At 34.6% G+C, this 22205-nt stretch carries 21 protein-coding genes; 18 read left to right on the top strand and 3 right to left on the bottom strand.

The genetic code is table 11. The features are described 5' to 3' along the window. The first annotated feature begins 338 nt into the window (after nucleotides 1-338). The 7 genes from ABID42_RS22510 to ABID42_RS22540 all read left to right on the top strand — a co-directional run bounded on the left by ABID42_RS22510 (nucleotide 339) and on the right by ABID42_RS22540 (nucleotide 9249). Nucleotides 339-1589, top strand: coding sequence for an efflux RND transporter periplasmic adaptor subunit (locus ABID42_RS22510; RefSeq protein ID WP_367285582.1), 1251 nt, complete (start codon nucleotides 339-341; stop codon nucleotides 1587-1589). Beyond that, the gene (locus ABID42_RS22515) at nucleotides 1586-3031 is read left to right on the top strand and encodes a TolC family protein (RefSeq protein WP_367285583.1); all 1446 of its coding nucleotides are present in this window, start codon (nucleotides 1586-1588) and stop codon (nucleotides 3029-3031) included. Before ABID42_RS22510 ends, ABID42_RS22515 begins: the two co-directional genes overlap by 4 nt. 2 nt (nucleotides 3032-3033) lie before the next feature. Beyond that, nucleotides 3034-3696 (top strand): ABC transporter ATP-binding protein, encoded by a 663-nt coding sequence (locus ABID42_RS22520; protein ID WP_323255990.1) that lies wholly within the window; start codon nucleotides 3034-3036, stop codon nucleotides 3694-3696. A gap of 24 nt (nucleotides 3697-3720) precedes the next feature. Then, nucleotides 3721-4965, top strand: a complete 1245-nt coding sequence (locus ABID42_RS22525) for an ABC transporter permease (protein ID WP_367285584.1) — start codon at nucleotides 3721-3723, stop codon at nucleotides 4963-4965. A 161-nt stretch (nucleotides 4966-5126) separates the two neighbouring features. Beyond that, entirely contained in the window at nucleotides 5127-6278 is a 1152-nt protein-coding gene (locus ABID42_RS22530; RefSeq protein WP_367285585.1) for an ABC transporter permease, read from the top strand. 167 nt (nucleotides 6279-6445) lie between these two features. After that, the gene (locus ABID42_RS22535; protein ID WP_367285586.1) at nucleotides 6446-7816 is read left to right on the top strand and encodes a sigma-54-dependent transcriptional regulator; all 1371 of its coding nucleotides are present in this window, start codon (nucleotides 6446-6448) and stop codon (nucleotides 7814-7816) included. 146 nt (nucleotides 7817-7962) lie between these two features. Continuing rightward, nucleotides 7963-9249, top strand: a complete 1287-nt coding sequence (locus ABID42_RS22540) for a sensor histidine kinase (protein ID WP_367285587.1) — start codon at nucleotides 7963-7965, stop codon at nucleotides 9247-9249. 286 nt (nucleotides 9250-9535) lie between these two features. Here the strand turns inward: ABID42_RS22540 and ABID42_RS22545 are convergent, their stop codons facing one another. After that, nucleotides 9536-10768 carry an isocitrate dehydrogenase (NADP(+)) gene (locus ABID42_RS22545; protein WP_323255980.1) on the bottom strand — a complete coding sequence of 411 codons (1233 nt, stop codon included), beginning with the start codon at nucleotides 10766-10768 and terminating at the stop codon, nucleotides 9536-9538. A 376-nt stretch (nucleotides 10769-11144) separates the two neighbouring features. Between ABID42_RS22545 and ABID42_RS22550 the strand changes: the two genes are divergently transcribed. The 4 genes from ABID42_RS22550 (at nucleotide 11145) to ABID42_RS22565 (ending at nucleotide 13678) form a co-directional block, all read left to right on the top strand. Further along, nucleotides 11145-11549, top strand: a complete 405-nt coding sequence (locus tag ABID42_RS22550; protein WP_367285588.1) for a GNAT family N-acetyltransferase — start codon at nucleotides 11145-11147, stop codon at nucleotides 11547-11549. 89 nt (nucleotides 11550-11638) lie between these two features. Next, complete coding sequence (gene purU / locus ABID42_RS22555; protein ID WP_367285589.1) at nucleotides 11639-12475, top strand: formyltetrahydrofolate deformylase; 837 nt, start codon at nucleotides 11639-11641, stop codon at nucleotides 12473-12475. A 99-nt stretch (nucleotides 12476-12574) separates the two neighbouring features. Then, nucleotides 12575-13063: a dihydrofolate reductase gene (locus tag ABID42_RS22560; protein ID WP_367285590.1), complete on the top strand. Its 489-nt coding sequence runs from the start codon at nucleotides 12575-12577 to the stop codon at nucleotides 13061-13063. A gap of 204 nt (nucleotides 13064-13267) precedes the next feature. Next, nucleotides 13268-13678 carry a molybdenum cofactor biosynthesis protein MoaE gene (locus ABID42_RS22565; protein ID WP_323255971.1) on the top strand — a complete coding sequence of 137 codons (411 nt, stop codon included), beginning with the start codon at nucleotides 13268-13270 and terminating at the stop codon, nucleotides 13676-13678. On the opposite strand, the gene ABID42_RS22570 is transcribed toward ABID42_RS22565, so the two are convergent. Then, the gene (locus ABID42_RS22570) at nucleotides 13679-14689 is read right to left on the bottom strand and encodes a LuxE/PaaK family acyltransferase (protein WP_367285591.1); all 1011 of its coding nucleotides are present in this window, start codon (nucleotides 14687-14689) and stop codon (nucleotides 13679-13681) included. Between the two features lie 61 nt (nucleotides 14690-14750). Between ABID42_RS22570 and ABID42_RS22575 the strand changes: the two genes are divergently transcribed. The 7 genes from ABID42_RS22575 to ABID42_RS22605 all read left to right on the top strand — a co-directional run bounded on the left by ABID42_RS22575 (nucleotide 14751) and on the right by ABID42_RS22605 (nucleotide 21215). After that, nucleotides 14751-15356: a hypothetical protein gene (locus ABID42_RS22575; protein WP_367285592.1), complete on the top strand. Its 606-nt coding sequence runs from the start codon at nucleotides 14751-14753 to the stop codon at nucleotides 15354-15356. Between the two features lie 195 nt (nucleotides 15357-15551). Further along, a complete protein-coding gene (locus ABID42_RS22580) occupies nucleotides 15552-17741 on the top strand; it encodes a S9 family peptidase (RefSeq protein ID WP_367285593.1) in 2190 nt (729 codons plus the stop codon). Nucleotides 17742-17966: 225 nt separating this feature from the next. Then, nucleotides 17967-18560 carry a ribosomal eL19 family protein gene (locus ABID42_RS22585; protein ID WP_367285594.1) on the top strand — a complete coding sequence of 198 codons (594 nt, stop codon included), beginning with the start codon at nucleotides 17967-17969 and terminating at the stop codon, nucleotides 18558-18560. Between the two features lie 218 nt (nucleotides 18561-18778). Further along, the gene (locus ABID42_RS22590; RefSeq protein WP_367285595.1) at nucleotides 18779-19216 is read left to right on the top strand and encodes a hypothetical protein; all 438 of its coding nucleotides are present in this window, start codon (nucleotides 18779-18781) and stop codon (nucleotides 19214-19216) included. A 488-nt stretch (nucleotides 19217-19704) separates the two neighbouring features. After that, the gene (locus ABID42_RS22595) at nucleotides 19705-20163 is read left to right on the top strand and encodes a hypothetical protein (RefSeq protein ID WP_367285596.1); all 459 of its coding nucleotides are present in this window, start codon (nucleotides 19705-19707) and stop codon (nucleotides 20161-20163) included. A 188-nt stretch (nucleotides 20164-20351) separates the two neighbouring features. Further along, nucleotides 20352-20783, top strand: coding sequence for a hypothetical protein (locus ABID42_RS22600; RefSeq protein ID WP_367285597.1), 432 nt, complete (start codon nucleotides 20352-20354; stop codon nucleotides 20781-20783). Between the two features lie 45 nt (nucleotides 20784-20828). Then, entirely contained in the window at nucleotides 20829-21215 is a 387-nt protein-coding gene (locus tag ABID42_RS22605; RefSeq protein WP_367285598.1) for a VOC family protein, read from the top strand. Nucleotides 21216-21312: 97 nt separating this feature from the next. Here the strand turns inward: ABID42_RS22605 and map are convergent, their stop codons facing one another. Continuing rightward, nucleotides 21313-22077 (bottom strand): type I methionyl aminopeptidase, encoded by a 765-nt coding sequence (gene map / locus ABID42_RS22610; RefSeq protein ID WP_367285599.1) that lies wholly within the window; start codon nucleotides 22075-22077, stop codon nucleotides 21313-21315. Nucleotides 22078-22205 lie beyond the last annotated feature (128 nt).

A 22205-nucleotide genomic window follows, 5' to 3' on the forward strand; every position in this document is an offset into this window, starting at 1 on the left:
TTTCATTGTAAGTCAACAAAACTTTTTTGCATGGTTACAAAATTTCATTGTAAGTCAACAAAACTTTTTTGTATGGTTGCAAAATTTCATTGTAAACAAACAAAATCTTAAAGTATCATTGCAAAACTCCTTTGTTGACTTGCAGAGAAGTGTTTGTAAGCTCTAATATTCCTCTATTTATCATCAAATTTTCTTCTTAAATCTGCTCTGTTCTTTCTCGCACAAACTGTGCTAAATCGCACATTTATTGTATTTCTTATTTTGTTTAATTTGTTGATATTCAATGTGTTATTGTTTGGCATTGTCTTTGGAATACTAATAGCAAATCTAATCATATTATGGACAAAGAAATCTCTCAAAACCTTATTAATCAACGGAAATCAAAAAAATGGTTTATCGGTTTGTCGCTTGTGTTTGCCTTGCTTGTGTTGTTGTACTTTTTTAGAAATTCACTTCAATCTTCTTTGGAAGCTTCTAAAATCAGAACGGCGGTGGCTGAAATGGGCAGTATCGAAAATACGCTCACGGCTTCGGGCGAAGTAATTCCTGCTTTTGAACAAAGCATAACCAGTCCGATAAAAGCCAGTATCAAAAAGGTGTTTTTTAGCACGGGTGCTGCTGTAAAGGCTGGTCAGCCGATTATGGATTTGGATAAATCGCTGACGCTTATCGAACTGGAAAAGCTCAAAGACCAATTGGCTTTGAAACAAAATAGCATCGGAAAACTCAAGATGGATTTGGATAAAAAAATCTACGATTCCGACATCAGTGACAAAATAAAATCGCTCACTATCAATCGTCTCAGAGCTGATTTGGAAGATACCAAACGCCTTCAAAAAGTAGGCGGACGTACACAAGAAGATGTCACCAAAGCCGAAAACATCTTGAAAATTGCCGAACTGGAAAAGGCTCAATTAGAAAATGAATTGAATTATCATCGCAAATCAGTGGGGGCAAATGTGCGTGAGTCGGAATTGAATGCCCAAATTGAAAGTAAGAATTTAAAAGAATTACAGCATAAAATCACGATGGCGGATATTGTTGCCGACCGTGCTGGCGTGCTTACTTGGGTGAATGATAAAATTGGTTCTGCCGTCAACGAAGGTGAAATGTTGGCTAAATTGGCTGATTTGGGTAGTTTTCGGGTAGAAGGCTCTTGCTCAGATACCTATTCCGACCAATTGAAAGTGGGCATTCCTGTTATTGTAAAAGTCAATGAAATCAGTTTGCGTGGCATAGTAGTACAAATAAAACCTTCGGTAGCCAATGGCATTGTACAATTTTCGATTGCATTAGATGACAATAAACATGCTTCACTTCGCCCCAATATGAAAGTAGAAGTTTTTATCGTCACCAATCGCATCGCCAATGCCGTGCGTGTAGCCAATGGTCCTGCTTTTAATGGTAAAAGAAAAACATCAGTGTTTGTCTTAGAAAATGGCATTGCCAAAAGAAGAGAAGTAGAAATTGGTTTATCGAATTTTGATTTTGTAGAAATCAAAAGTGGCATTCAAGCAGGCGAAAAAGTAATTATTACTGATTTGAGCCAATACGAACATTTGAAGGAAATTAAAATTGAACAACGATGAAAAAGATTTTACTCGGCTTGTTGTTCATGGGCAATATATCCTTCGCACAACAAACACAATTAAGTTTAGATGAAGCCGTACAAATGGCAAAAGATAAATCTATCGCCGCCAAACAGGCTTCTACCCAAAAGGAAACGGATTTTTGGCGGTTCAAATCTTTTCAAGCGGATTTCAAACCGCAATTAAGTTTGAGCGGTGCTTTGCCAAGTTTTACTCGTTCCTTTATTCAAGTACTGCAACCTGATGGAACGGTGGCTTTTCAGTCGGTTTCCAACAATAACTCTACTTTAACGCTTGCTTTAAGCCAAAGTATAGCCAAAACAGGCGGAACGATTTTCATACAAAAGCAATTGCAACGCTTTGATGATTTTGAACGAAACTCTACTTTGTACAATGGCGTGCCTGTGGCTTTTGGATTGAGTCAACCACTTTTTCGATACAATCAAATGAAGTGGGATAAGCAAATAGAGCCTTTGAAGTATTCAGAAAGTCAGCAAGTCTTTCTGGAATCTTTGGAAAAAGTGTCTTTGAATGTGAGTGATTATTATTTTGATTTATTGATTGCTCAGGTGAATTTACAGATTGCCGAAAAGAACCGAAGTAATAACGACACGCTGTATAAAATTGCTTCAAAAAGGTTGGAATTGGGTAAGATTTCAGAAAATGATATTTTACAATTGCGTTTGTCGGTGCTAAATGCCCAAAAAGATTTAGCTTCTGCCAAACAACAAGCCGAAGTAGCGACTTTGCAATTGAAAGCCTATATTGGTTATAGAGAAGAAAATAAGTTTGATTTGGCGATTCCTTTTCAGATTAAAAACTTTGAAATTGATGCACAAAAAGCCATTCAAGCAGCGCTGAACAGTCGTTCAGATGCGATTGCTTTTAGAAGAAGAATCCTTGAAGCAGAAAGAGATTTGAATAAAGCTAAAGCAGAAAATGGTTTAAATGCCAATTTGAATGTAGCTTTTGGTTTGTCGAATCGAGGAGCAAAACCTTTGGATATTTACAAAAATGCCCAAGACCGTGAATTTGTAGAGATTCAATTTACTTTGCCCATTATGGATTGGGGAAGGTCGAAAGCTCGAACAGAAACAGCAAAAGCGAATCTACAACTTACACAGCAAAGTGTAGAACAAGACAAGCTGACATTCGAACAACAGATTTATACACAAGTAACACTTTTTGAAATGCTACAAAAGCAAGTAAAACTCACCGCAGAAACTGATGAAATTGCTACCAAACGTTACCAAATAGCACAAGACAGGTACATTTTAGCTGATTTGAGTATTACAGATTTGGGCATTGCTTTGCAAGAAAAAGACCGAGCTAAACGAGATTATATCGTTGCCCTCAGAGATTACTGGCGAGCTTATTATACTTTACGATATTATACTTTATACGATTTTGAACAAAATGAATCTTTAAATCTTAGAAAATAATCATGATTAAATTAAGCAACATCGAAAAGGTCTATCAGACCAGCAATATTGAAACATTGGCATTGAACAATATCAATATCGACATCAAAAAAGGAGAATTTGTATCCATCATGGGACCTTCGGGCTGTGGTAAAAGTACGCTTTTAAACATTATGGGACTGTTGGATGAACCATCAACGGGAACAATTGCCATTGATAATAAGCCCGTTGAAAAGTTTACCGATAAAGATTTGGCGTATTTAAGAAACCAGAAAATCGGTTTTATTTTCCAAAGCTTTCACTTGATTAATGATTTATCAATTTTAGATAATGTTGAAATCCCCTTGCTTTATCGTGCTTCAACGAACAAAAGTAGAAGAGAAGCCGCCAAAGAAGCTTTAGAGAAAGTTGGATTAAGTAATAGAATGAAACATTTTCCAAATCAACTTTCGGGCGGACAAAAACAGCGTGTTGCCATTGCCAGAGCCATTGTTGGAAATCCTGAAATCATTTTAGCCGATGAACCAACAGGGAATTTAGATAGTGCAATGGGCAATGAAATTTTGAACATTCTTTTACAACTCAATGCAGCAGGAAGTACCATTGTGATGGTAACACACGATGAAAACATGGCAAAGAAAACACATCGTTTGATTCGCCTTTTTGATGGCACACAAGTATCTTAATTTAAGCTCTAAACAAAATAAATCATGTTATTCAATTACATCAAAATAGCGTGGAAAGTCCTACTACGGCATCCATTCTATACTTTTATTACACTCTTCGGTATTACGTTGACGCTCACGGTGCTGATGGTGATTACTTCTTTCCTCGACCATTTAGTGGGAAGTCACTATCCAGAATACAAAAGAGATAGGTCGTTATATATCATGAATATTGCCTTGCGAGATTCAGCCAGAACTTCTATGAATGGCGGCCCCGTTTCTTATAATTTTATTAAAGAACATTTAAAAACCTTGAAGACACCTGAAAAAGTAGGTTTCTCAACGATGATTAACTCGGCTAATTCGTATTTGAATGGTAAAAGAATCAAAGTAAGTACGAAGTTTTGTGATGCTACTTTTTGGGAAGTAACCGACTATGAATTTTTAGAAGGAAAGCCTTTTAATGAACAAAATATTGCCAATGGCGAACACGTAGTGGTGATTACGGATGCCATGAAAAAACAGTATTTTGAAGATGCAACAGCTTCAGCCATTGGCAAAAGTATAGAAGTAGATAACGAGAAATTTAAAGTAATTGGCGTAGTAAAGTCTGCACCTGTCACTCGTATTATGACTTTTTCGGATGTGTTTTTTCCTTATAATTTGCCCAAAAGTAATTACCAATCCAAAGGTTTGCAGGGCAGTTTTACCGCAATTATTTTGGCAAAAAACAAAAGTGATTTCAAAGCAATTCAAGATGAATTTGATGCATCTGTCGGAAGAATACCTTTGCCTATTATGAATTGGGGAAATAGATATGATATTATAGATGTTAAAGCTCAACCTTATTTGGATACTTTTTTGTATAGTTTTACCAGAGATGGACAGGAGATTTTTCTATACATCGCTATCTTCTTTATTGTATTGATGTTGATGGGTTTGCCTGCTATCAATTTAGTGAATTTGAATGTGAGTAGAATCATGGAAAGGGCTTCAGAAATTGGGATTCGCAAAGCTTTTGGCGCACCTTCCAGTTCTTTAGCTTGGCAATTTATTATTGAAAATATTTTTATTACGATGATTGGCGGTTCGTTTGCTTTAATTCTTACATTCATCATCATCAGTATTTTCAATGACAGTGGTTTAATTCTTCATGCTGATTTGAGTATCAATTTTAGTGTATTTGGCGTGAGTTTATTGGTTTGTTTGATTTTTGGTTTGCTTTCAGGTGTAGTCCCCGCCATCAGGATGTCAAAAATGAAAGTAATTGATGCACTGAAAAGTTCGTAGGTTTTTTAGCTGTGAGCTATGAGCCGTGAGCTTTGAGCTATGAGCTATGAGCCATGAGCTTTGAGATTTTTTTGATTAGTACAAATAAAAATAATCACTAAATCACTCACTCACTAATTCACAATTGAAGCAATCACTCATTCACTAAATCACAACTGCCCATGTTAACGCATTTATTTAAACTCATCTGGAACAAAAAACGCCATCATACTTTATTGATGGTAGAGATTTGGATTTCCTTTTTAGTACTTTTTGGCGTAATGTCGCTGATTAGTTACAACTTCAAAAACTATTTAGAGCCCATCGGTTTTGAATATGAAAACGTTTGGGCTTTAGACTTGAATAAAAATCAAGATACCACAGCCATCATAGAAAAACTAAATACAATTTATCAGAAAATCAGAACATATCCTGAAGTAGAAGTAGCTACGAGGATGTCCAGTAATTCGCCTTTTTCATTTACTCACAGTAATGGAAATATTAGTTATAAAAAGACATCTATTCTTGGGGATTATTATACCGCAGATGAAGATTTTATACACACTTTAGGCATGAAGTCAATGCTTGGAAATTGGTTTAAAAAGGCTGATGTCGTGGCGAAATTCAAACCTGTGGTGATAAATAAAAAAGCTCAAGAAGCTTTGTTTGGAGAAGTGAATCCTATTGGAAAAATTATTGGAGATAATCAAAAAATAGTAGGAGTAATAGAAAACTTCAAAGCAAAAGGAGAATTTAGCAATAACAATCCTTGTATTTTTAACCTTGCGGACGATAAATATGATTATAATAAAGTTCTGGTTAAAGTTAAAAAAGTTACTGATGCTAATTTTGAAGCAAAACTAACCAAAGATATTGCCGCTATTGCCAAAGAGTGGACAACTGAAGTAAGTTATTTAACTGACCAACGACAAAATCAGCATAATTTAGCTTTAGTGCCTGTCATTATTTTTATGATTATTACAGTATTTTTATTGGTCAATGTAGCAATGGGTTTATTTGGCATTTTGAATTTAAACATTGCTAAGCGTCGTGAAGAAATTGGTGTTCGTAGAGCGATGGGAGCAACCGCAGGAAATATCAAAATTCAATTTGTGGGAGAAATGTGGGTAATTGCTACTTTTGGAATACTTATTGGGGTGCTCTTTGCCGTACAATTTCCATTGATGAATGTATTTAATTTAGAAGCCAGTATTTATTGGATGGCAATTGGGCTTTCTATCGTAATTTTATACGGCATCGTTACGCTTTGTGCTTATCATCCAAGCAGACAAGCCGCCAAAATTCAACCAGCAATGGCTTTGCATGAGCAGTGAGGTAGCTTTTAGCTGTGAGCAGTGAGCCATGAGCTTTGAGCCATGAGAATTCAATGGTTTAACGCTCATGGCTCATAGTATTTCTCACAGCTTATTGCTCAAAGAAAGCTAAAATCAAAAAAGCTCAAGGCTCATAGCTCAAGGCTCACAGCTCACAGCTAAAAAACATGAACAAAATATTAATCATAGACGATGATTTTGCTGTGCAGACATCACTTTCATTGATGCTTCGACAAGAAGGCTTTCAGGTGAAGACTTGCTCTTCACCTGTTTTGGCGATGGATGTTATCGAAGAATTTCAGCCACAGTTAATCATACTTGACCTCAATTTTTCTATCGAAACTTCTGGAGATGAAGGAATGAAAGCCTTGAAAATCATTCGTCATACTTTCCCAAATATTGCTTTGATTTTGCTAACGGGTTGGGGAACAATTAATTTGGCAGTAGAAGGGATGAAATTAGGAGCAAAAGATTTTGTGACAAAACCGTGGCAGAACGGATATATTATTCAATCTATTAACACAATTCTGAATCTTTCTCAACAAAAAATACAATCTCCCAATCGAAAAAAATTAGATCAACAATACCAATTTGAACACATCGTTGGTAACGACCCAAAGCTTTTGGAAATTCTTGAAACAATTGGCAGAGTAGCGATTACCGATGCACCTGTTTTAATTACAGGCGAAAGTGGCACAGGAAAAGAACTCATTGCCGAAGCTATTCATCAAAATAGCAAACGACGACATAAGCCTTTTGTCAAAGTAAATTTAGGAGGTGTTTCGGCTACTTTGTTTGAAAGCGAATTGTTTGGGCATACTCGTGGAGCTTTTACAGATGCTAAATCGGATAGAATTGGGCGTTTTGAATTGGCAAATAAAGGCACTATCTTTTTGGATGAAATCGGAGATTTAGATTTGTCGAGTCAAGTGAAATTACTCAGAGTTTTGCAAGACAGAACTTTTGAACCTTTGGGAAGTAGCAAAAGTAAAACTGTGGACGTAAGAGTAATTTGTGCAACCAATCGTAATTTAGAAGAAATGGTAGCGAACAATACTTTCAGGGAAGATTTGTTTTACAGAATCAATCTTATCTCAGTAAAATTGCCCGCTTTGCGTGAAAGACCTGAAGATATTGCAGCCTTGGCAATTTACTTTGCCAACAATTTGAAAACTATTTACGAGCGTCCGAATTTAAGCATTAGTCCGAAAGCAATCAATTGGTTAAAAACATTGCCATTGCCGGGAAATATCAGACAACTGAAAAATTTAGTAGAAAAAACTATTTTGCTAACACCCAAAGATGAATTGACGATTGAAGATTTTCAGAAAAATATCTCCATCAATGCTTCGCCCAGCAACAAAAATACTTTGCCAGAAGTTGGAGCGATGACTTTGGATGAAATGGAATTATTGATGATTCAACGAGCGATGGCTTTTCATCAAAACAAAATTTCAAAAGTCTCCCGTTCACTCGGCATCACTCGCTTTGCTTTGTATCGACGGTTGGAGAAGTTTAATATACCTTTTGTGGAGTAATTGTGAATGAGTGAGTTAGTGAATTGTGAATTAGTGAGTTAATGATTTTATTAAATTAGTAATTAACTGAAACTACCAACTCAAAATTCACTAATTCACAACTACCTAACTCACAATTCACAACTCACTCAATCACAATTACTCACTTGTCTCTAAAAGCTAAATATATCCTTTTTGTTACGCTCATTCATGCCGTGATTATCTTTTTGACTTTTCGGCTTTTGAATGAGAACAAACTCTATTTTATCCTTTCCGAAATCTTGGTTTTGGCTTCGATTGTGATTGCTATACAATTGTATCAAGATTTTATTCAGCCTTTAAAATTCTTATTAATGGGAGCGGAGGCGATAAAAGACCAAGATTTTGCGGTGAAATTCAAACCTGTTGGCAAGTACGAAATGGATGAATTGATTGCGGTATATAATGCCATGATTGATCAACTTCGCAACGAACGCCTGCAAGTAATGGAACAACATTTCTTTCTGGAAAAACTGATTCAGGCTTCACCGATTGCCATTATGATTTTAGATTTTGATGGAAATATTACTAAAGCTAATCCTAAAGCACAAGAGCTTTTTATTTTGCCCGAACACTTTACTACTATTTTTCCATTGAGCCAAATTCAGCATCCAATTATTCCCCATTTACTTTTATTAGAAAACAAAGAAGCCCAGACTATACAATTAAATGGTTTAGCGACTTATAAAATTCAGCGTTCTTTTTTTATGGACAGAGGTTTCGCTCGTCCTTTTTTACTGATTGAAGAACTCACCACAGAAATTCTGGCGACAGAAAAGAAAGCCTATGGCAAAGTAATTAGAATGATGGCTCATGAAGTAAATAATTCGATTGGAGCAGTGAATTCTATTTTAGATGTTACAAAAATATATATTGAAGAACCTGATTTACAAAATGCCTTGAACGTAGCCACTGAACGCAATGATAGATTGAATCTTTTCATGCGACGTTTTGCTGATATTGTACGTTTGCCTTTGCCCAATAAAGAAATGAAAAGTATGAGTGCTATCGTCAACAATGCAGTTGCATTGATGCGTTTACAGATGGAACAAAAAGGTATTTCCTTGCAAGAGACTTATCAAGAAAACCCTAAACAAGTAGCGGTTGATGTTGGACAAATGGAACAAGTTTTGGTGAATGTCCTGAAAAATGCCATTGAAGCTTGTGATGGAAATACAGAAAAAATAATAGGAGTAAGTGTTACAAATACGCAAATACTTATCAGTAATAATGGAAAGCCCATTCCAAAAGCGATTGAACAACAATTATTTACGCCATTTTTTAGTGATAAACCCGAAGGACAAGGCATAGGATTAATGCTATGTAGAGAAATTTTAAACAATCATGGATTTAATTTTTCTTTAGAAACAAAACCCGACGGTTGGACAGCATTTGTAATTGAATATCATTTGTAACACTTTAAAATCATAAAAAAGCGGTCTAAAACTAGTTTAGACCGCTTTTTTGTGATTGATGTTTCCCGAATTCCTACTGTTTGAGCGGAGCGAGTTTAGGAATTCTTGATTTTTTTGTTACTTTTCTTTCATCAAGGAAAGAAAAGTAAGGTCTTACTAAAGGAAATATTTTGTGCTGAGTGGAAAAAACAAAAGAAATTTCGCTCATTCTCTATAAAGATATATAAACACAAGAGGTCAAAACCATAATGATTTTGACCTCTTGTAATATTGAAGAAAACGAAAATTATTTCGCCAAAGCAGCTTTAAGATTTTCATCTAATGCAGCTAAGAATTCTTCAGTATATAAATAATGCTCGCCATGATTCACTTTATTTCCATGAATACAAACAGCTAAGTCTTTAGTCATTTTACCAGATTCAACTGTTTCAACACAAACTTTTTCTAAAGTTTGGCAGAAGTTGATTAACTCTTGGTTGTCATCTAATTTACCACGGAATTCCAAACCACGAGTCCAAGCGAAGATAGAAGCGATTGGGTTAGTTGAAGTTGGTTTTCCTTTTTGGTGGTCACGGTAGTGACGAGTAACAGTACCATGTGCTGCTTCAGCTTCCATTGTTTGTCCGTCTGGAGTAATCAATACTGAAGTCATCAAACCTAATGAACCGAAACCTTGAGCAACTGTATCAGACTGAACGTCTCCATCATAGTTTTTACAAGCCCAAACGAAATTACCATTCCATTTCAATGCTGAAGCTACCATGTCATCAATCAAACGGTGTTCGTAAACAATACCTGCTTCTACGAATTTCGCTTTGTAATCTGCTTGGTAGATTTCTTCGAAAATATCTTTGAAACGACCATCGTATTTTTTCAAGATGGTGTTTTTAGTAGATAAATATAAAGGCCATCCTTTGCTTAACGCCATGTTGAAACATGAGTGAGCAAATCCACGGATAGACTCGTCAGTGTTATACATTGTTAACGCTACACCATCGTTTTTGAAGTTAAATACTTCAAAAGTTTGTGGTTCAGAACCATCTTCAGGTGTGAAAGTAACTGTTAATTTACCTTTTCCTTTTGTTAAGAAGTCAGTAGCTCTATATTGGTCACCAAAAGCGTGACGACCAATCATGATTGGTGCAGTCCAGTTTGGTACTAATCTTGGAACATTAGAACAAACGATTGGCTCACGGAAAACAGTACCATCCAAGATGTTACGGATTGTTCCGTTTGGCGATTTCCACATTTGTTTCAAGCCGAACTCTTCAACACGTTGTTCGTCTGGCGTGATTGTAGCACATTTGATACCAACGCCGTATTGTTTGATAGCATTTGCAGCATCAATCGTTACTTGGTCGTTAGTTTCGTCACGGTATTCCATTCCTAAATCGTAGTATTTAATATCTACATCTAAGTAAGGAGTAATCAATTTATCCTTGATGAATTTCCAGATAATTCGAGTCATTTCGTCGCCATCTAATTCAACGACAGGGTTCGCAACTTTAATTTTTTCCATTGTGAAATATGCTAATTGGGAATTTTGAACTTTAATTGATTGAATTAATTCAAATTTCTTTTTATTAAAGAATTATTTTGGGGCAAAGGTAATCAATGAATTAATACGGAATGTGTTTTGTTTATCTAAATTCTATATTGATTCACTTGTGCTTGAGAAAAATACAATTTTTAGCACCTAAAAATAAAAATATTGAAAATCAGGCTTGATAAGAACCGAATATTTGATTTTTAACTGAAAATGCCATTTTAACCAAAATAGTAACAAATGCTTTGAAAATAATAAGAATTAATCTACTTACTTTGTATTTTGTTTGAAGGAGAATAATGCTAAAAATGAAGTGTTTACCCAAAAATGATTTTAATCAATTTTATTTGTGGAAATCAAAAAAATAAGTCCTAGCGATACTTGGTCAATCCGACAAAGCGTAATGTGGCCCGACAAACCACTTACTTATGTACAATTAGCCGAAGATGAAAATGGTTTACATTATGGAGTATTCGAAAACGCCGAATTGCTTTCAGTTGTATCCTTATTTATAGAAAGTGAAAATGCACAATTCAGAAAATTTGCCACACAAGTAATTCATCAAGGCAAAGGACATGGTTCGGCTTTACTTAACTTCCTGATTCAAGCATGTGAAAAACAACATATAAAAACTCTTTGGTGTAATGCCAGAACAACTGCTTATCCTTTTTATCAAAAATTTGGTTTTGAAATCGTGTCAGAAACTTGGACAAAAGATGGAATCGAGTTTGTGAAGATGAGTAAAACACTTTAACCTTTACGACACCAGTGGGAATCGAACCCACATCAAACGTTTATAGTTTGTGCAAAACACTGAAAACCCAGATTTAATATTCATTAAAAATGACTGATTATATATTAAGAATTGATTGTCCTGACGAAAAAGGGCTTGTTCATAAAATTACAGGAGTACTTTTTTTCAACAATCTCAATATTGAACGTACCGACGAGTTTGTAGATGTAGATAACAATCTATTTTTCATGCGTGTAGCCTTTTCAGGCGATTGTGAACCTGAAAGAATTGAAGATGGTTTAAGAGGAATTTTACCCAATACTGCCAATATCGACCTTTCGACCAAGCAAGTAAAAGACGTTGTTGTGTTGGTAACAAAAGAACATCACTGTCTTTCAGATTTATTGATTCGTAATGAATTTAAAGATTTACCTTTCAATATTTTAGCAGTCATCGGAAATCACGAAGTCTTGCGTCCGCTTACTGAAAAGTTTAATATTCCTTTTCATTACATACCAGCCGAAGGCATTACTCGTGCCGAACATGAAAAGCAAATTGAAGAATTGGTAAGAAGTTATTCGCCAGATTATCTGATTCTTGCCAAATTTATGCGAATACTTACGCATGAGTTTACCGAGAAATTTAGAAAGAAAGTTGTCAATATTCACCATTCGTTCTTGCCAGCGTTTATTGGAGCAAATCCTTATAAACAGGCGTATTTAAGAGGCGTGAAAATCATTGGTGCAACAGCACATTTTGTGACGGATGATTTGGATGAAGGACCAATTATTTTCCAAGATATTACTCGTGTCAATCATACCAAAAATGCTTTAGAAATGGCTCAGGCAGGACGTGACGTAGAGAAAATCGTGTTGGCAAAAGCCCTAAAATTAGTCTTTGAAGATAGAGTGTTTATTCATGGAAATAAGACAATTATTTTTGAATAAAAATTAAATAAAACCAAGTGTTCATAAGAAACTATCTTGGTTATTTATTGATATACAGAATTTTAAATTCACAACTCACAATTCAGCATTCATACTTAATTGAAATTATCAATCATCGTCGCTGTTGCAGAAAATGGCGTTATCGGACATAATAATCAGTTGATTTGGCATTTGCCAGAAGATTTAAAAATGTTTAAAAGACTTACTTCGGGACATCCGATTATCATGGGTCGTAAAACCTTTGAATCTATCGGTAAACCTTTGCCTAATCGTACTTCTATTATTATTACTAAAAATCCTGAATTTCAAATTGAAGGTTGTATTACGGTTCATTCTTTGGAAGATGCCATTGAAGCAGCTAATGAAATTGAAGAAAACGAGGCTTTTATCATTGGCGGAGCAGAAATTTACCGTTTGTCTTTACCTTTTGCGGATAAAATCTATCTGACAGAAGTACATCATAGCTTTGAAGGCGATACTTTTTTCCCAGCAATTGATAAAGACATTTGGGAAGAAGTAAACCGAATTGACCACGCCACAGACGAAAAACATTTATACAAATACTCTTTTGTGGAATTGGAAAAATGATTTGAAAATTTGAAGGTGTGCAGATTTGAAGATTAAGATTTAAGTTTTCGTGCGTTAGCATTTATTGAAATTCCGCTGTTTGAGCGGAGCGAGTTTCGGAATTTCTTGATTTTCTTTTGTTACTTTTCTTGCATCAAGGCAAGAAAAGTAAGAAGTGTACGGAAAGAGTTACTTAAACGATTTTAAACTAAACGAATGTTTTAAATGATACAAATAGCCGACAAAGCCATTGATATTCAAGCCTGCATTGATGCCGCACAGTCTGACCGTGCGGGAGCTGTGGATGTATTTATCGGAACAGTCAGAAATCATAATAAACAAAAAGAAGTTGTAAGACTCATTTTTGAAACTTATGATACGATGGCTGTCAAAAAAATGCAGGAGCTTGCCGACCAAGCCCGTGAAAAATGGGAGATTGAAAAAATCGTGATGGTTCACCGAAAAGGAGTATTAGAAATCGGGGATGTTGCCGTAGTAATTGCCGTTGCTACTGCTCATCGTGTGGCTTCTTTTGAGGCTTGTCAATGGTTGATTGATACTTTAAAGCAAGTTGTTCCTATCTGGAAAAGAGAAGTTTATGAAAATGGAGAAGAATGGTTGGAAGCCCATCCTTAATCACATAATCATCAAATTACAGCCACGAATATCCGAATTGTCGAATCTACCCAATACTCTAAATTGTTGATTTTCTGTAACAAAAGAACCTAAATCTTTGGTTTCTATAAAAGAACAGGAATCTATATTGGCTAAATCAATTACGTTGATGCCTCCTCTACTTTGGTTTTTAACATTAAAAGGGTCGTTTACGTCTCGCAATAAAATCTTCATCGAAGCGGGCAAATCAAAAATGCCTTCACCAAAAGAATATCCTTGCGAAAGTAATTCTGTCATACCATATTCTGAATGAATTTTATCGACTGCAAAGGCTTTCGTCAAGATTTCGTGTACTTCTTCTCGCAATAATTCTTTTCTTCTGCCTTTCATGCCGCCCGTTTCCATCACAATTAGGTTGTTAAAATCTTGTAAAAAAGATAAATCCAAACCTGCTTCGGCAAAATCTAATAAACCAAAAGTAACACCGATTAAAAGGATTTTTTTATCAGGATTTTCGGTCGAAATGCGCTTCATGGTTGCACCTAATTCCTGATAATTATTCAAGTAGAAGCCAGAATTTGTTGATTTACTTTGCTGAATAAAATGCTGAACCATGTAAACCAAAGAAGAATTGTTACGTTCAAGATAGGAGGGAAGTAGAGCCAAAATGGTGAAATCCGAAAGCTTTCCATAAAACTTTTCAAAGATTTGTTCCGCAATCTGTAAGTAAAAAGCTGGGTCGGCTACTAAATGTCTTGAAGTATTTTGTCCAGTCGTTCCGCTACTTTCAAAGATTACTTTAGGCTCAATATCGCCAGTTAAAATACTTTGAGTCTTGAAAAATTCTATTGGTAAAAAGGGAATGTCTTGAATTGACTGCAATGTTGATACATCAACTTGAAGATTTTTTAAGTATTTTGCGTAAGTAATATTATTTTGTGCTTGAAAACGGAAAATATCCAAAGCCAAAGCATCAAAATTCTCTGAATTTACTGTTAAAACGCTTGCTTTTAGTTGTGCTGATGTTATCATTTTTGGGGTCTATACTTCAAATTCCTCTAAATCGTTTTGCAAAATTAAGCAATTCATTAAAATGCAGAACAATAAAGCAACAAGCAAGAAGGATAAAACGTTATATCGTCAAAATGTTTTTTTTAATACTATGAAGAAGATTTTATACATATTTGGATTTTTAACATTGATTGTCTCTTGTACTGGACTACCAGATTTTAGTAATACTCCAAGCATTTCTTATAATAATGTTCGTATAATTACAACTCAAGTGCCAGGTCAGTTAGGTATTGCCAAAAAAGATTCAGTAATTATCTCTATCAATTATCAGGATGGTGACGGTGACATAGGTCATACTGAAGAAGAATTAAAAAATGTCTTTAAAACGCAAGGCGATGGTTTTCAAAATTACATGGTTGATTTTTACTTCAAGAAAAATGGTAAGTTTGAAAAAATAGTTCCAGATGATATTATTGGCGGAAATATTAAATTTCATCTAAAAGAAGGAACAAAGCCGGGTCCCATTGAAGGAGTTATAGATTATTCTATAGACTTTTATTATAATTTATACAGTGGTTTTAAGATAACAGGAAAACAAGATACAATTAAATTAGGCATAACTATCAAGGATAGAGCCCTCAACGTAAGTAATACCACAGAAACTCCTGAGTTTGTGATTTTTAAATAGCTTTATTCTTAATATCTTCTAAAAAATTGGCATGACTTCGGTCATGCCAATTTTGTTTTGGGCGATTCCAGCTTTGCAACAGCCTTTTCTCCGCTATTTCTTTTAACTTTGATGATATATTTTACAATTACTTTTCATCCAAACCGAAAAGCTATTCATCAAATAATCAATCAACAACCAATACCCATAATATTCGTGAAAAAACTACTCTTTTTTGCCTTAGTAATCTTCTCTGCCAGCAATTATTCCGCATTGGCACAAAACAAAAAAGCCATTACTTTAGAAGACATCTGGTCTAAATACACTTTTGTACAGAAACAAGTACAAAACATCAACTGGATGAAAGATGGTGCATTCTATACTGCCCTTGATAATGGCAAAGTAATCAAACACCAAGTAACAGATGGTGCAGCGGTGGCTACTCTTTTCAACGAAGCCGTAAGTGTTGAAAACTTAGGAAAGAAAATCACGGTAGATGATTATGCTCTTTCTGCTGATGAACAAAAATTATTGATAAGTACTGAGTCTGAACCAATTTATCGTCGTAGTTCTAAAGAAGAAAACTTCGTGTATGACTTAAAGACCAAGAAATTAGTACAATTATCAAGCGGTGGAAAACAAATGTTTGCTACTTTTTCGCCTGATGGTGCGAAAGTCGCCTTTGTTCGTCAGAATAATTTATTTGTGGTTGATTTAGCTACCATGACAGAACAAAAAATTACCAATGATGGTAAGTGGAATTATATCATTAACGGTGCTTGCGACTGGGTTTATGAAGAAGAATTCTCTTTTGCTCGTGCTTTTCAATGGTCACCAGATAGTAAAAAGATTGCTTTCTATACTTTCGACGAAACCAACGTTCCTGAATACAATATGCAAATGTGGGGCAAGCTTTATCCTACAGATTATCGCTATAAATATCCAAAAGCTGGCGAAGCAAATTCTACTGTAAGCATTTCAGTACATCATTTATCAGAAGCAAAAACCATTAAAATGGATATTGGTTCTGAAACAGATATGTATATTCCAAGAATTCGCTGGACACAAGATGCTAACTTACTTTCTATAGAAAGATTAAACCGTTTACAAAACCGTTTGGACATTATTCATGCGGATGCTCAAACTGGAACAGGTAATATTGTGCTTACAGAAACAAGCAATACTTATGTAGATGTTGAAAACTTTGGAGATGATTTGACTTATTTGTCAGATGGAAAATCATTTATCATGTCTTCTGAAAAAGATGGGTTTAAACACCTTTTTCACTATGATATAGCAGGTAAATTAATTCGCCAAATCACGACTGGTAAGTGGGAAGTAGATAATTTTTATGGTATCGACGAAAATACTAAGACACTTTATTTTACTTCTACCGAATTATCAAATACTGAACGTCAATTATTTAGTATTTCTTTAGAAGGAAAACTGAAAAAGCAGCTTTCGCAAGAGCATGGCATGAATACCGCAAGCTTTAGCAATGATTTCAAATATTATATTCTTCAACATTCTGCTTCCAATAGTCCGCTAAAAGTAAGTTTACACAAAGCACCATCGGGGCAATTAGTAAAAATATTGGAAGATAATGCTGCGCTCAGAAAAACCCTTGAAACTTTCGATATTGCCAAGAAAGAATTCATGACTATCAGAACCTCAGAGAACATTGAGCTAAACGCATGGATGATTAAACCAACTGATTTTGATCCTAAAAAGAAATATCCAGTCTTTATGTTCTTATACGGTGGACCAGGCAGTCAGCAAGTATTGAATCAATTCGATAGCTTTAATGCTTTTTGGTATCAACATTTGGCTCAAAAAGGATACATCGTGGCATGTGTAGATAACCGTGGTACAGGCGGAAAAGGAGCAGACTTTAAGAAATGTACCTACTTGAATTTAGGGAAATTAGAAGTAAAAGACCAAATAGAAGCCGCCAAATACTGGGGTAATTTACCGTATGTCGATAAAACAAGAATTGGTATTCAAGGATGGAGTTATGGTGGTTATATGTCATCCAACTGTTTGTTTCAAGGAGCCGATTATTTCAAAACTGCCATTGCCGTTGCACCCGTAACCAACTGGCGTTTTTATGATAGTATTTATACTGAACGCTTCTTGAGAACACCCCAAGAAAATGCAAAAGGCTATGATGAAAACTCGCCCGTTACTTATGCCAAAAACTTAAAAGGTAATTTCTTATTAGTACACGGCACAGGCGATGACAACGTTCATTTTCAGAATTCAATCGCTTTAGAAGAGGCATTGATTAAGGCAAATAAACAATTTCAATCGTTTTATTATCCAAACAAGAATCATGGTATTTATGGAGGAAACACACGTTTCCATCTTTACACAATGATGACCAACTTTATCGAGAAAAACTTATAAGCATTCCTGATTAATAGGGAATATACAGAGCGTAGAATCAATTGGCTATTGTTTAAGTAACATGGAGTGAAGCAAATAAGAGTTGTGAATTGTGAATGATGAGTTGTGAATTTAAGATATTGATATGCAATGTTTTAAATTGAAAAAGATACCGTCATTCATTTTATATAGACTACTTATTTTAAAAGACAAATCACTTAATGAGTACTTGCGATAGCCAATTTTGTGAGTGCGATTGCTCATCCCGTTTGTGCAGGAGCAAATAGTATGAGTGCAGTCGCCTATCCCGTCAATGCAGGAGCTAATAGTATCAGTGCAGTCGTCTATCCCGTCGGTGCAGGAGCTAATAGTATGAATGCAGTCGCCTATCCCGTCAGTGCAGGAGCTAATAGTATAAATGCAGTCGCTTATGCCGTGAGTGCAGGAGCTAATAGTATGAATGCAGTCGCTTATCCCGTCGGTGCAGGAGCAAATATTATAAATGCAGTTGCTTCTCCAGTGAGTGCAGGAGCTAATAGTATGAATGCAGTCGCCTATCCCGTGAATGCAGGAGCTAATATTATCAATGCAGTCGTCTATCCCGTGAGTGCAGGAGCTAATAGTATGAGTGCAGTTGCTTATCCCGTGAGTGCAGGAGCAAATAGTATAAATGCAGTCGTTTATCCCGTGAGTGCAGGAGCAAATAGTATCAGTGCAGTCGCTTATCCCGTCAGTGCAGGAGCTAATAGTATCAGTGCAGTCACTTATCCCGTGAGTGCAGGAGCTATTTTTAACAAGGAAAAAATCATCACATCAGTAGCACGAGTTTCCAACTCGTGAAATAAAGAATGATTTTATTTAATAATAGGTGATAGTTTTATAGTTACCAAACTATGGAGAAAATCCACAAAAGAGTCATCATTAGATGTTTCTGTAAGATTATTCGAGTGCCCTTTCCCTTAGTTTGTGAAATTAAAAGGAAAGGCGAATTCTTTTTTGGGTATTAGGAAATGTTGTGAATGGCTTAGTTTGATTTAAAGTTTTAAATAAAGAATGACATGACAATCTTAAGAAATTTTGATGACGCAAATATATTTATCAATTTAGAATTGAAAAGGAACATACAAGATAGTTCAATATCTAGTTGTAATGGATTATATAAATTAATCAATAATGAACTATCTGCATTATTTGTATCAGATTATAAACTTTATTTCATCTTGGGTGATGAAATAAAACCCGTAGATGATACTTTCAACGTGAAGATTGTAAATGGTAGTAATGGTACTGAAAAATTAGTTAAAATTTTTAATGATGAAGTATTAGTCTTTCAATTTTCTTATGCACCACCATCTACTGAGCTTTTGAATATTGCACCCTTTGAATATATTGACGAAGAAGATTTTAATTGGGGGATGTTTATTGAAAATGTCATTAATAATAAAAATAGGAAAAGGGATTTTATTCGAAATCTAATGGAGGTTTCTACAATCTAAAACGAGTATAAAATGAAAAGGAATATTTTAGCCATTGTCTGGTCTTTTGTTTGTCTCGGTTGTAATATGTCAGATGATGTGATAGACTTACCAGGAGGGCATCATTATATAATTGAGGGGTCGTGTACCAATCGCTTATCTATAAACTTAAACTCATCATGTAATTGGATAGAACCAGTAACAGACTGTAAGTTTAATGATGACTTTATTTGTGTCGTATCGACAGACTCTATATCCTGTAGTCAAGATAGCATTCCTATCAATAAGAGAAAGTACACGGTGATTGATGTTAGAAAAGAAAAAGTTTACTGTTATATGAGTAAAAGTGAGTATGTCTCTTTTTGGGAAAAGAATATTCGTGATGAGGATGTGAAATTGGAATGACTATGCTTGTTATAACATATCCCTGTATAGAGTACTTCTATTACTGAACAGTCATCATACTTGCCATAGATGACTTCTACATAAACTAATCAACGTTTAAAGCGATGAATAAAAAACTAGCTTTGCTTTTAATCATATTGATTTCTTCTTGTATTAAGAATGAAGGAGATTATGAATATATTTATCTGACTAATAACACTAATGAGGATATATATTATTTTTTATCTAAAGATGATATTATTAGAGATACAACACTTATCAAATCGATAAGACCGGATACTACTGATGTCGTGATTGGAAAAAGACCATCTGTAATTTACGCATATAAAGAGGACTCTATAATTTCAAGAGAAAATCAAATGTTCCCCTTTAGAGTTAAACGACAATCAATAAAAGAAATATTTAAGTCTAGCAGTCTTGATGGAGTAATGAATGCTATTTCGATGAAGCAACGAATAAATATTGAATATGATGGTAAAGTCAATATATTTATTGTTAAAGCTACAGACTTAAATAGTTTTTCAGATAAAAATATCGTGAAAAATAAATTGTTAAAAAAGTAAGGTCATTTACCGAAAAAGACATTACTTCAGATACCTTGATAATTGTCCTACCTAGTCATTAGCCATCAATCTTTTAAGTAATGATTAGTTTCATTAAGTTAAGAGTAATGTGTTTTAGGAAATATTGAGACAGGTTTAATCAATAGTCATTGATGAAAAAACTGATTCAAGAAAAGAATTTATAGCAAATGAGAAGAATAAAAGAATTTTTAATTTACATTATCTATTTCACCTACAGGTATTATTCAAAAGATAATAAGGATTTGGATGACGCAAAAATTCATACATTTTCTGCATTATCAATAGTTGGATTTCTATATTTTTCTCCAGTTATGATTTATTGCACATCAGAGTTTGGGTTGTCAAAATATTGGGATAATAATTTATTTTTTTTAGAAAGAAGATTTGCGATAGGTGTAATAATAATAATCCTGTCAATATTATCTTTTTTTATTTATAGAAGAAAGAAGAAAAAACTGCAACAATATTTTGTCTATTTCGATAATCAATTTGATGAAGAAAAACATAAACGGTATAAAAAGTATGTGTTATCTATTGCAATTGGTGCTGTAATATGGTCTATTCTAAGTGTCATCATTGTTAGTGAAATCACTAGATAGTCAGCAAAAACTATAAAGATTAAGAAATAGTATAAATCATTTTCCATGAAACTAAAACTAATTTCCATCATCATTTTTGTTCAAAGCATAGAAGTAATGAAAGACTTTTATGTAGGTATTTTGGCATTGGAAATCATTGAAGAATATGGTAATAATTGGTTACTCTTGAAAGCAGGGGATTTTCAAATCGGATTGCATAAAATAGGAGAACAATATTTAGAGGGAAATCAAGAAGCTTTCAAATTTGATAACAATACCAAGATTGTTTTTGAAGTAGATGAAGACCTTTATATACTGAGAGAGCAACTAATAGCCCAACAAGTAACATTAGGAGAAGTAAAGACTTTCGATAACTACGATTACTTTTTATGTGATGGAGAAGACCCAGAAGGAAATGTCTTTCAGTTAAAACAGCAAAAACCAAAACCGTAGCTTGAGTTTCCAACTCATGGAATTTAGAATTAACTCTTTCGTATTCAAAAAAAGAAGCTCGTGTCTCCACGAACTTCTCAAGAAATAATGGTTTTTCTTAATTCCAAATCTCATTCATTTCTGTCAATACAATTGGTTTTCCGTCGGTAACTACAATTGTATGTTCGTGTTGAGCCATAAAACCGCCCCTGTTTCCAACCATTGTCCAGCCATCTTGCAATGTTTCAGCATAAGTAGAAGTAGTTGAAATAAATGTTTCAATAGCTACCACAGAATTTTTCTTAAACCTTGTTGTATTATATTTATCTCTGAAATTCGCTATTTCACTTGGTTCTTCATGAAGACTTCTTCCTACTCCGTGACCAGTCAGATTTTTGATGACCTTATAACCTCTTTTCTTCGCTTCGGTCTCAATCAAAAGTCCAATGTCAGAAATGCGAACGCCGCCCTTAATATTATAAATAGCTTTATGTAAAATTTGCTTTGACGCTTCAACCAATTTTTGGTGTTGGTTTACATCAGTTCCTATCACAAACGAAGCACCATTGTCCGACCAAAAGCCATCTAATTCTGCTGAAACATCAATATTAATTAAATCTCCTTCTTTTAACACTTTTCTACTTGAAGGAATGCCATGACAAAATTCATTATTAGTACTGATACAAGTCCAACCAGGAAAACCATAAGTTAGATATGGTGCAGATTTAGCTCCCAAGTCGTTCAGAATTTGTCCACCATAGTTATCCAATTCCTTTGTTGTGATACCTGGTTGGGCAAATTTTCTCATTTCTTTCAACGTGTAAGCAACCGCTTCACTAATTTTTTGCATTCCAACTAATTCTGACTCTTTTGTTATCGACATATTTTCTTTTTCTAAAGTATTTGTTGTGATGTTTTGTAGCTTGACAGCCAACATTCAAATATGCACAAATTTACGTTTTTTCTTATGAGGAGAAAAATGGATAAAGCGAATCTCACTTTATCGCTCAG

The organism is Arcicella rosea, from assembly GCF_040543805.1.
GTDB lineage: Bacteria > Bacteroidota > Bacteroidia > Cytophagales > Spirosomataceae > Arcicella > Arcicella rosea.

Excerpts from the sequence above, each read along its gene's own strand:
- ABID42_RS22535 (WP_367285586.1), top strand. The coding sequence starts at position 6,446 with ATGAACAAAATATTAATCATAGACGATGATTTTGCTGTGCAGACATCA.
- ABID42_RS22510 (WP_367285582.1), top strand. The coding sequence starts at position 339 with ATGGACAAAGAAATCTCTCAAAACCTTATTAATCAACGGAAATCAAAA.
- ABID42_RS22520 (WP_323255990.1), top strand. The coding sequence starts at position 3,034 with ATGATTAAATTAAGCAACATCGAAAAGGTCTATCAGACCAGCAATATT.
- ABID42_RS22545 (WP_323255980.1), bottom strand. The coding sequence starts at position 10,768 with ATGGAAAAAATTAAAGTTGCGAACCCTGTCGTTGAATTAGATGGCGAC.
- ABID42_RS22565 (WP_323255971.1), top strand. The coding sequence starts at position 13,268 with ATGATACAAATAGCCGACAAAGCCATTGATATTCAAGCCTGCATTGAT.
- purU (WP_367285589.1), top strand. The coding sequence starts at position 11,639 with ATGACTGATTATATATTAAGAATTGATTGTCCTGACGAAAAAGGGCTT.
- ABID42_RS22590 (WP_367285595.1), top strand. The coding sequence starts at position 18,779 with ATGACAATCTTAAGAAATTTTGATGACGCAAATATATTTATCAATTTA.
- ABID42_RS22530 (WP_367285585.1), top strand. The coding sequence starts at position 5,127 with ATGTTAACGCATTTATTTAAACTCATCTGGAACAAAAAACGCCATCAT.
- map (WP_367285599.1), bottom strand. The coding sequence starts at position 22,077 with ATGTCGATAACAAAAGAGTCAGAATTAGTTGGAATGCAAAAAATTAGT.
- ABID42_RS22595 (WP_367285596.1), top strand. The coding sequence starts at position 19,705 with ATGAATAAAAAACTAGCTTTGCTTTTAATCATATTGATTTCTTCTTGT.
- ABID42_RS22570 (WP_367285591.1), bottom strand. The coding sequence starts at position 14,689 with ATGATAACATCAGCACAACTAAAAGCAAGCGTTTTAACAGTAAATTCA.
- ABID42_RS22605 (WP_367285598.1), top strand. The coding sequence starts at position 20,829 with ATGAAACTAAAACTAATTTCCATCATCATTTTTGTTCAAAGCATAGAA.
- ABID42_RS22575 (WP_367285592.1), top strand. The coding sequence starts at position 14,751 with ATGCAGAACAATAAAGCAACAAGCAAGAAGGATAAAACGTTATATCGT.
- ABID42_RS22515 (WP_367285583.1), top strand. The coding sequence starts at position 1,586 with ATGAAAAAGATTTTACTCGGCTTGTTGTTCATGGGCAATATATCCTTC.
- ABID42_RS22600 (WP_367285597.1), top strand. The coding sequence starts at position 20,352 with ATGAGAAGAATAAAAGAATTTTTAATTTACATTATCTATTTCACCTAC.
- ABID42_RS22525 (WP_367285584.1), top strand. The coding sequence starts at position 3,721 with ATGTTATTCAATTACATCAAAATAGCGTGGAAAGTCCTACTACGGCAT.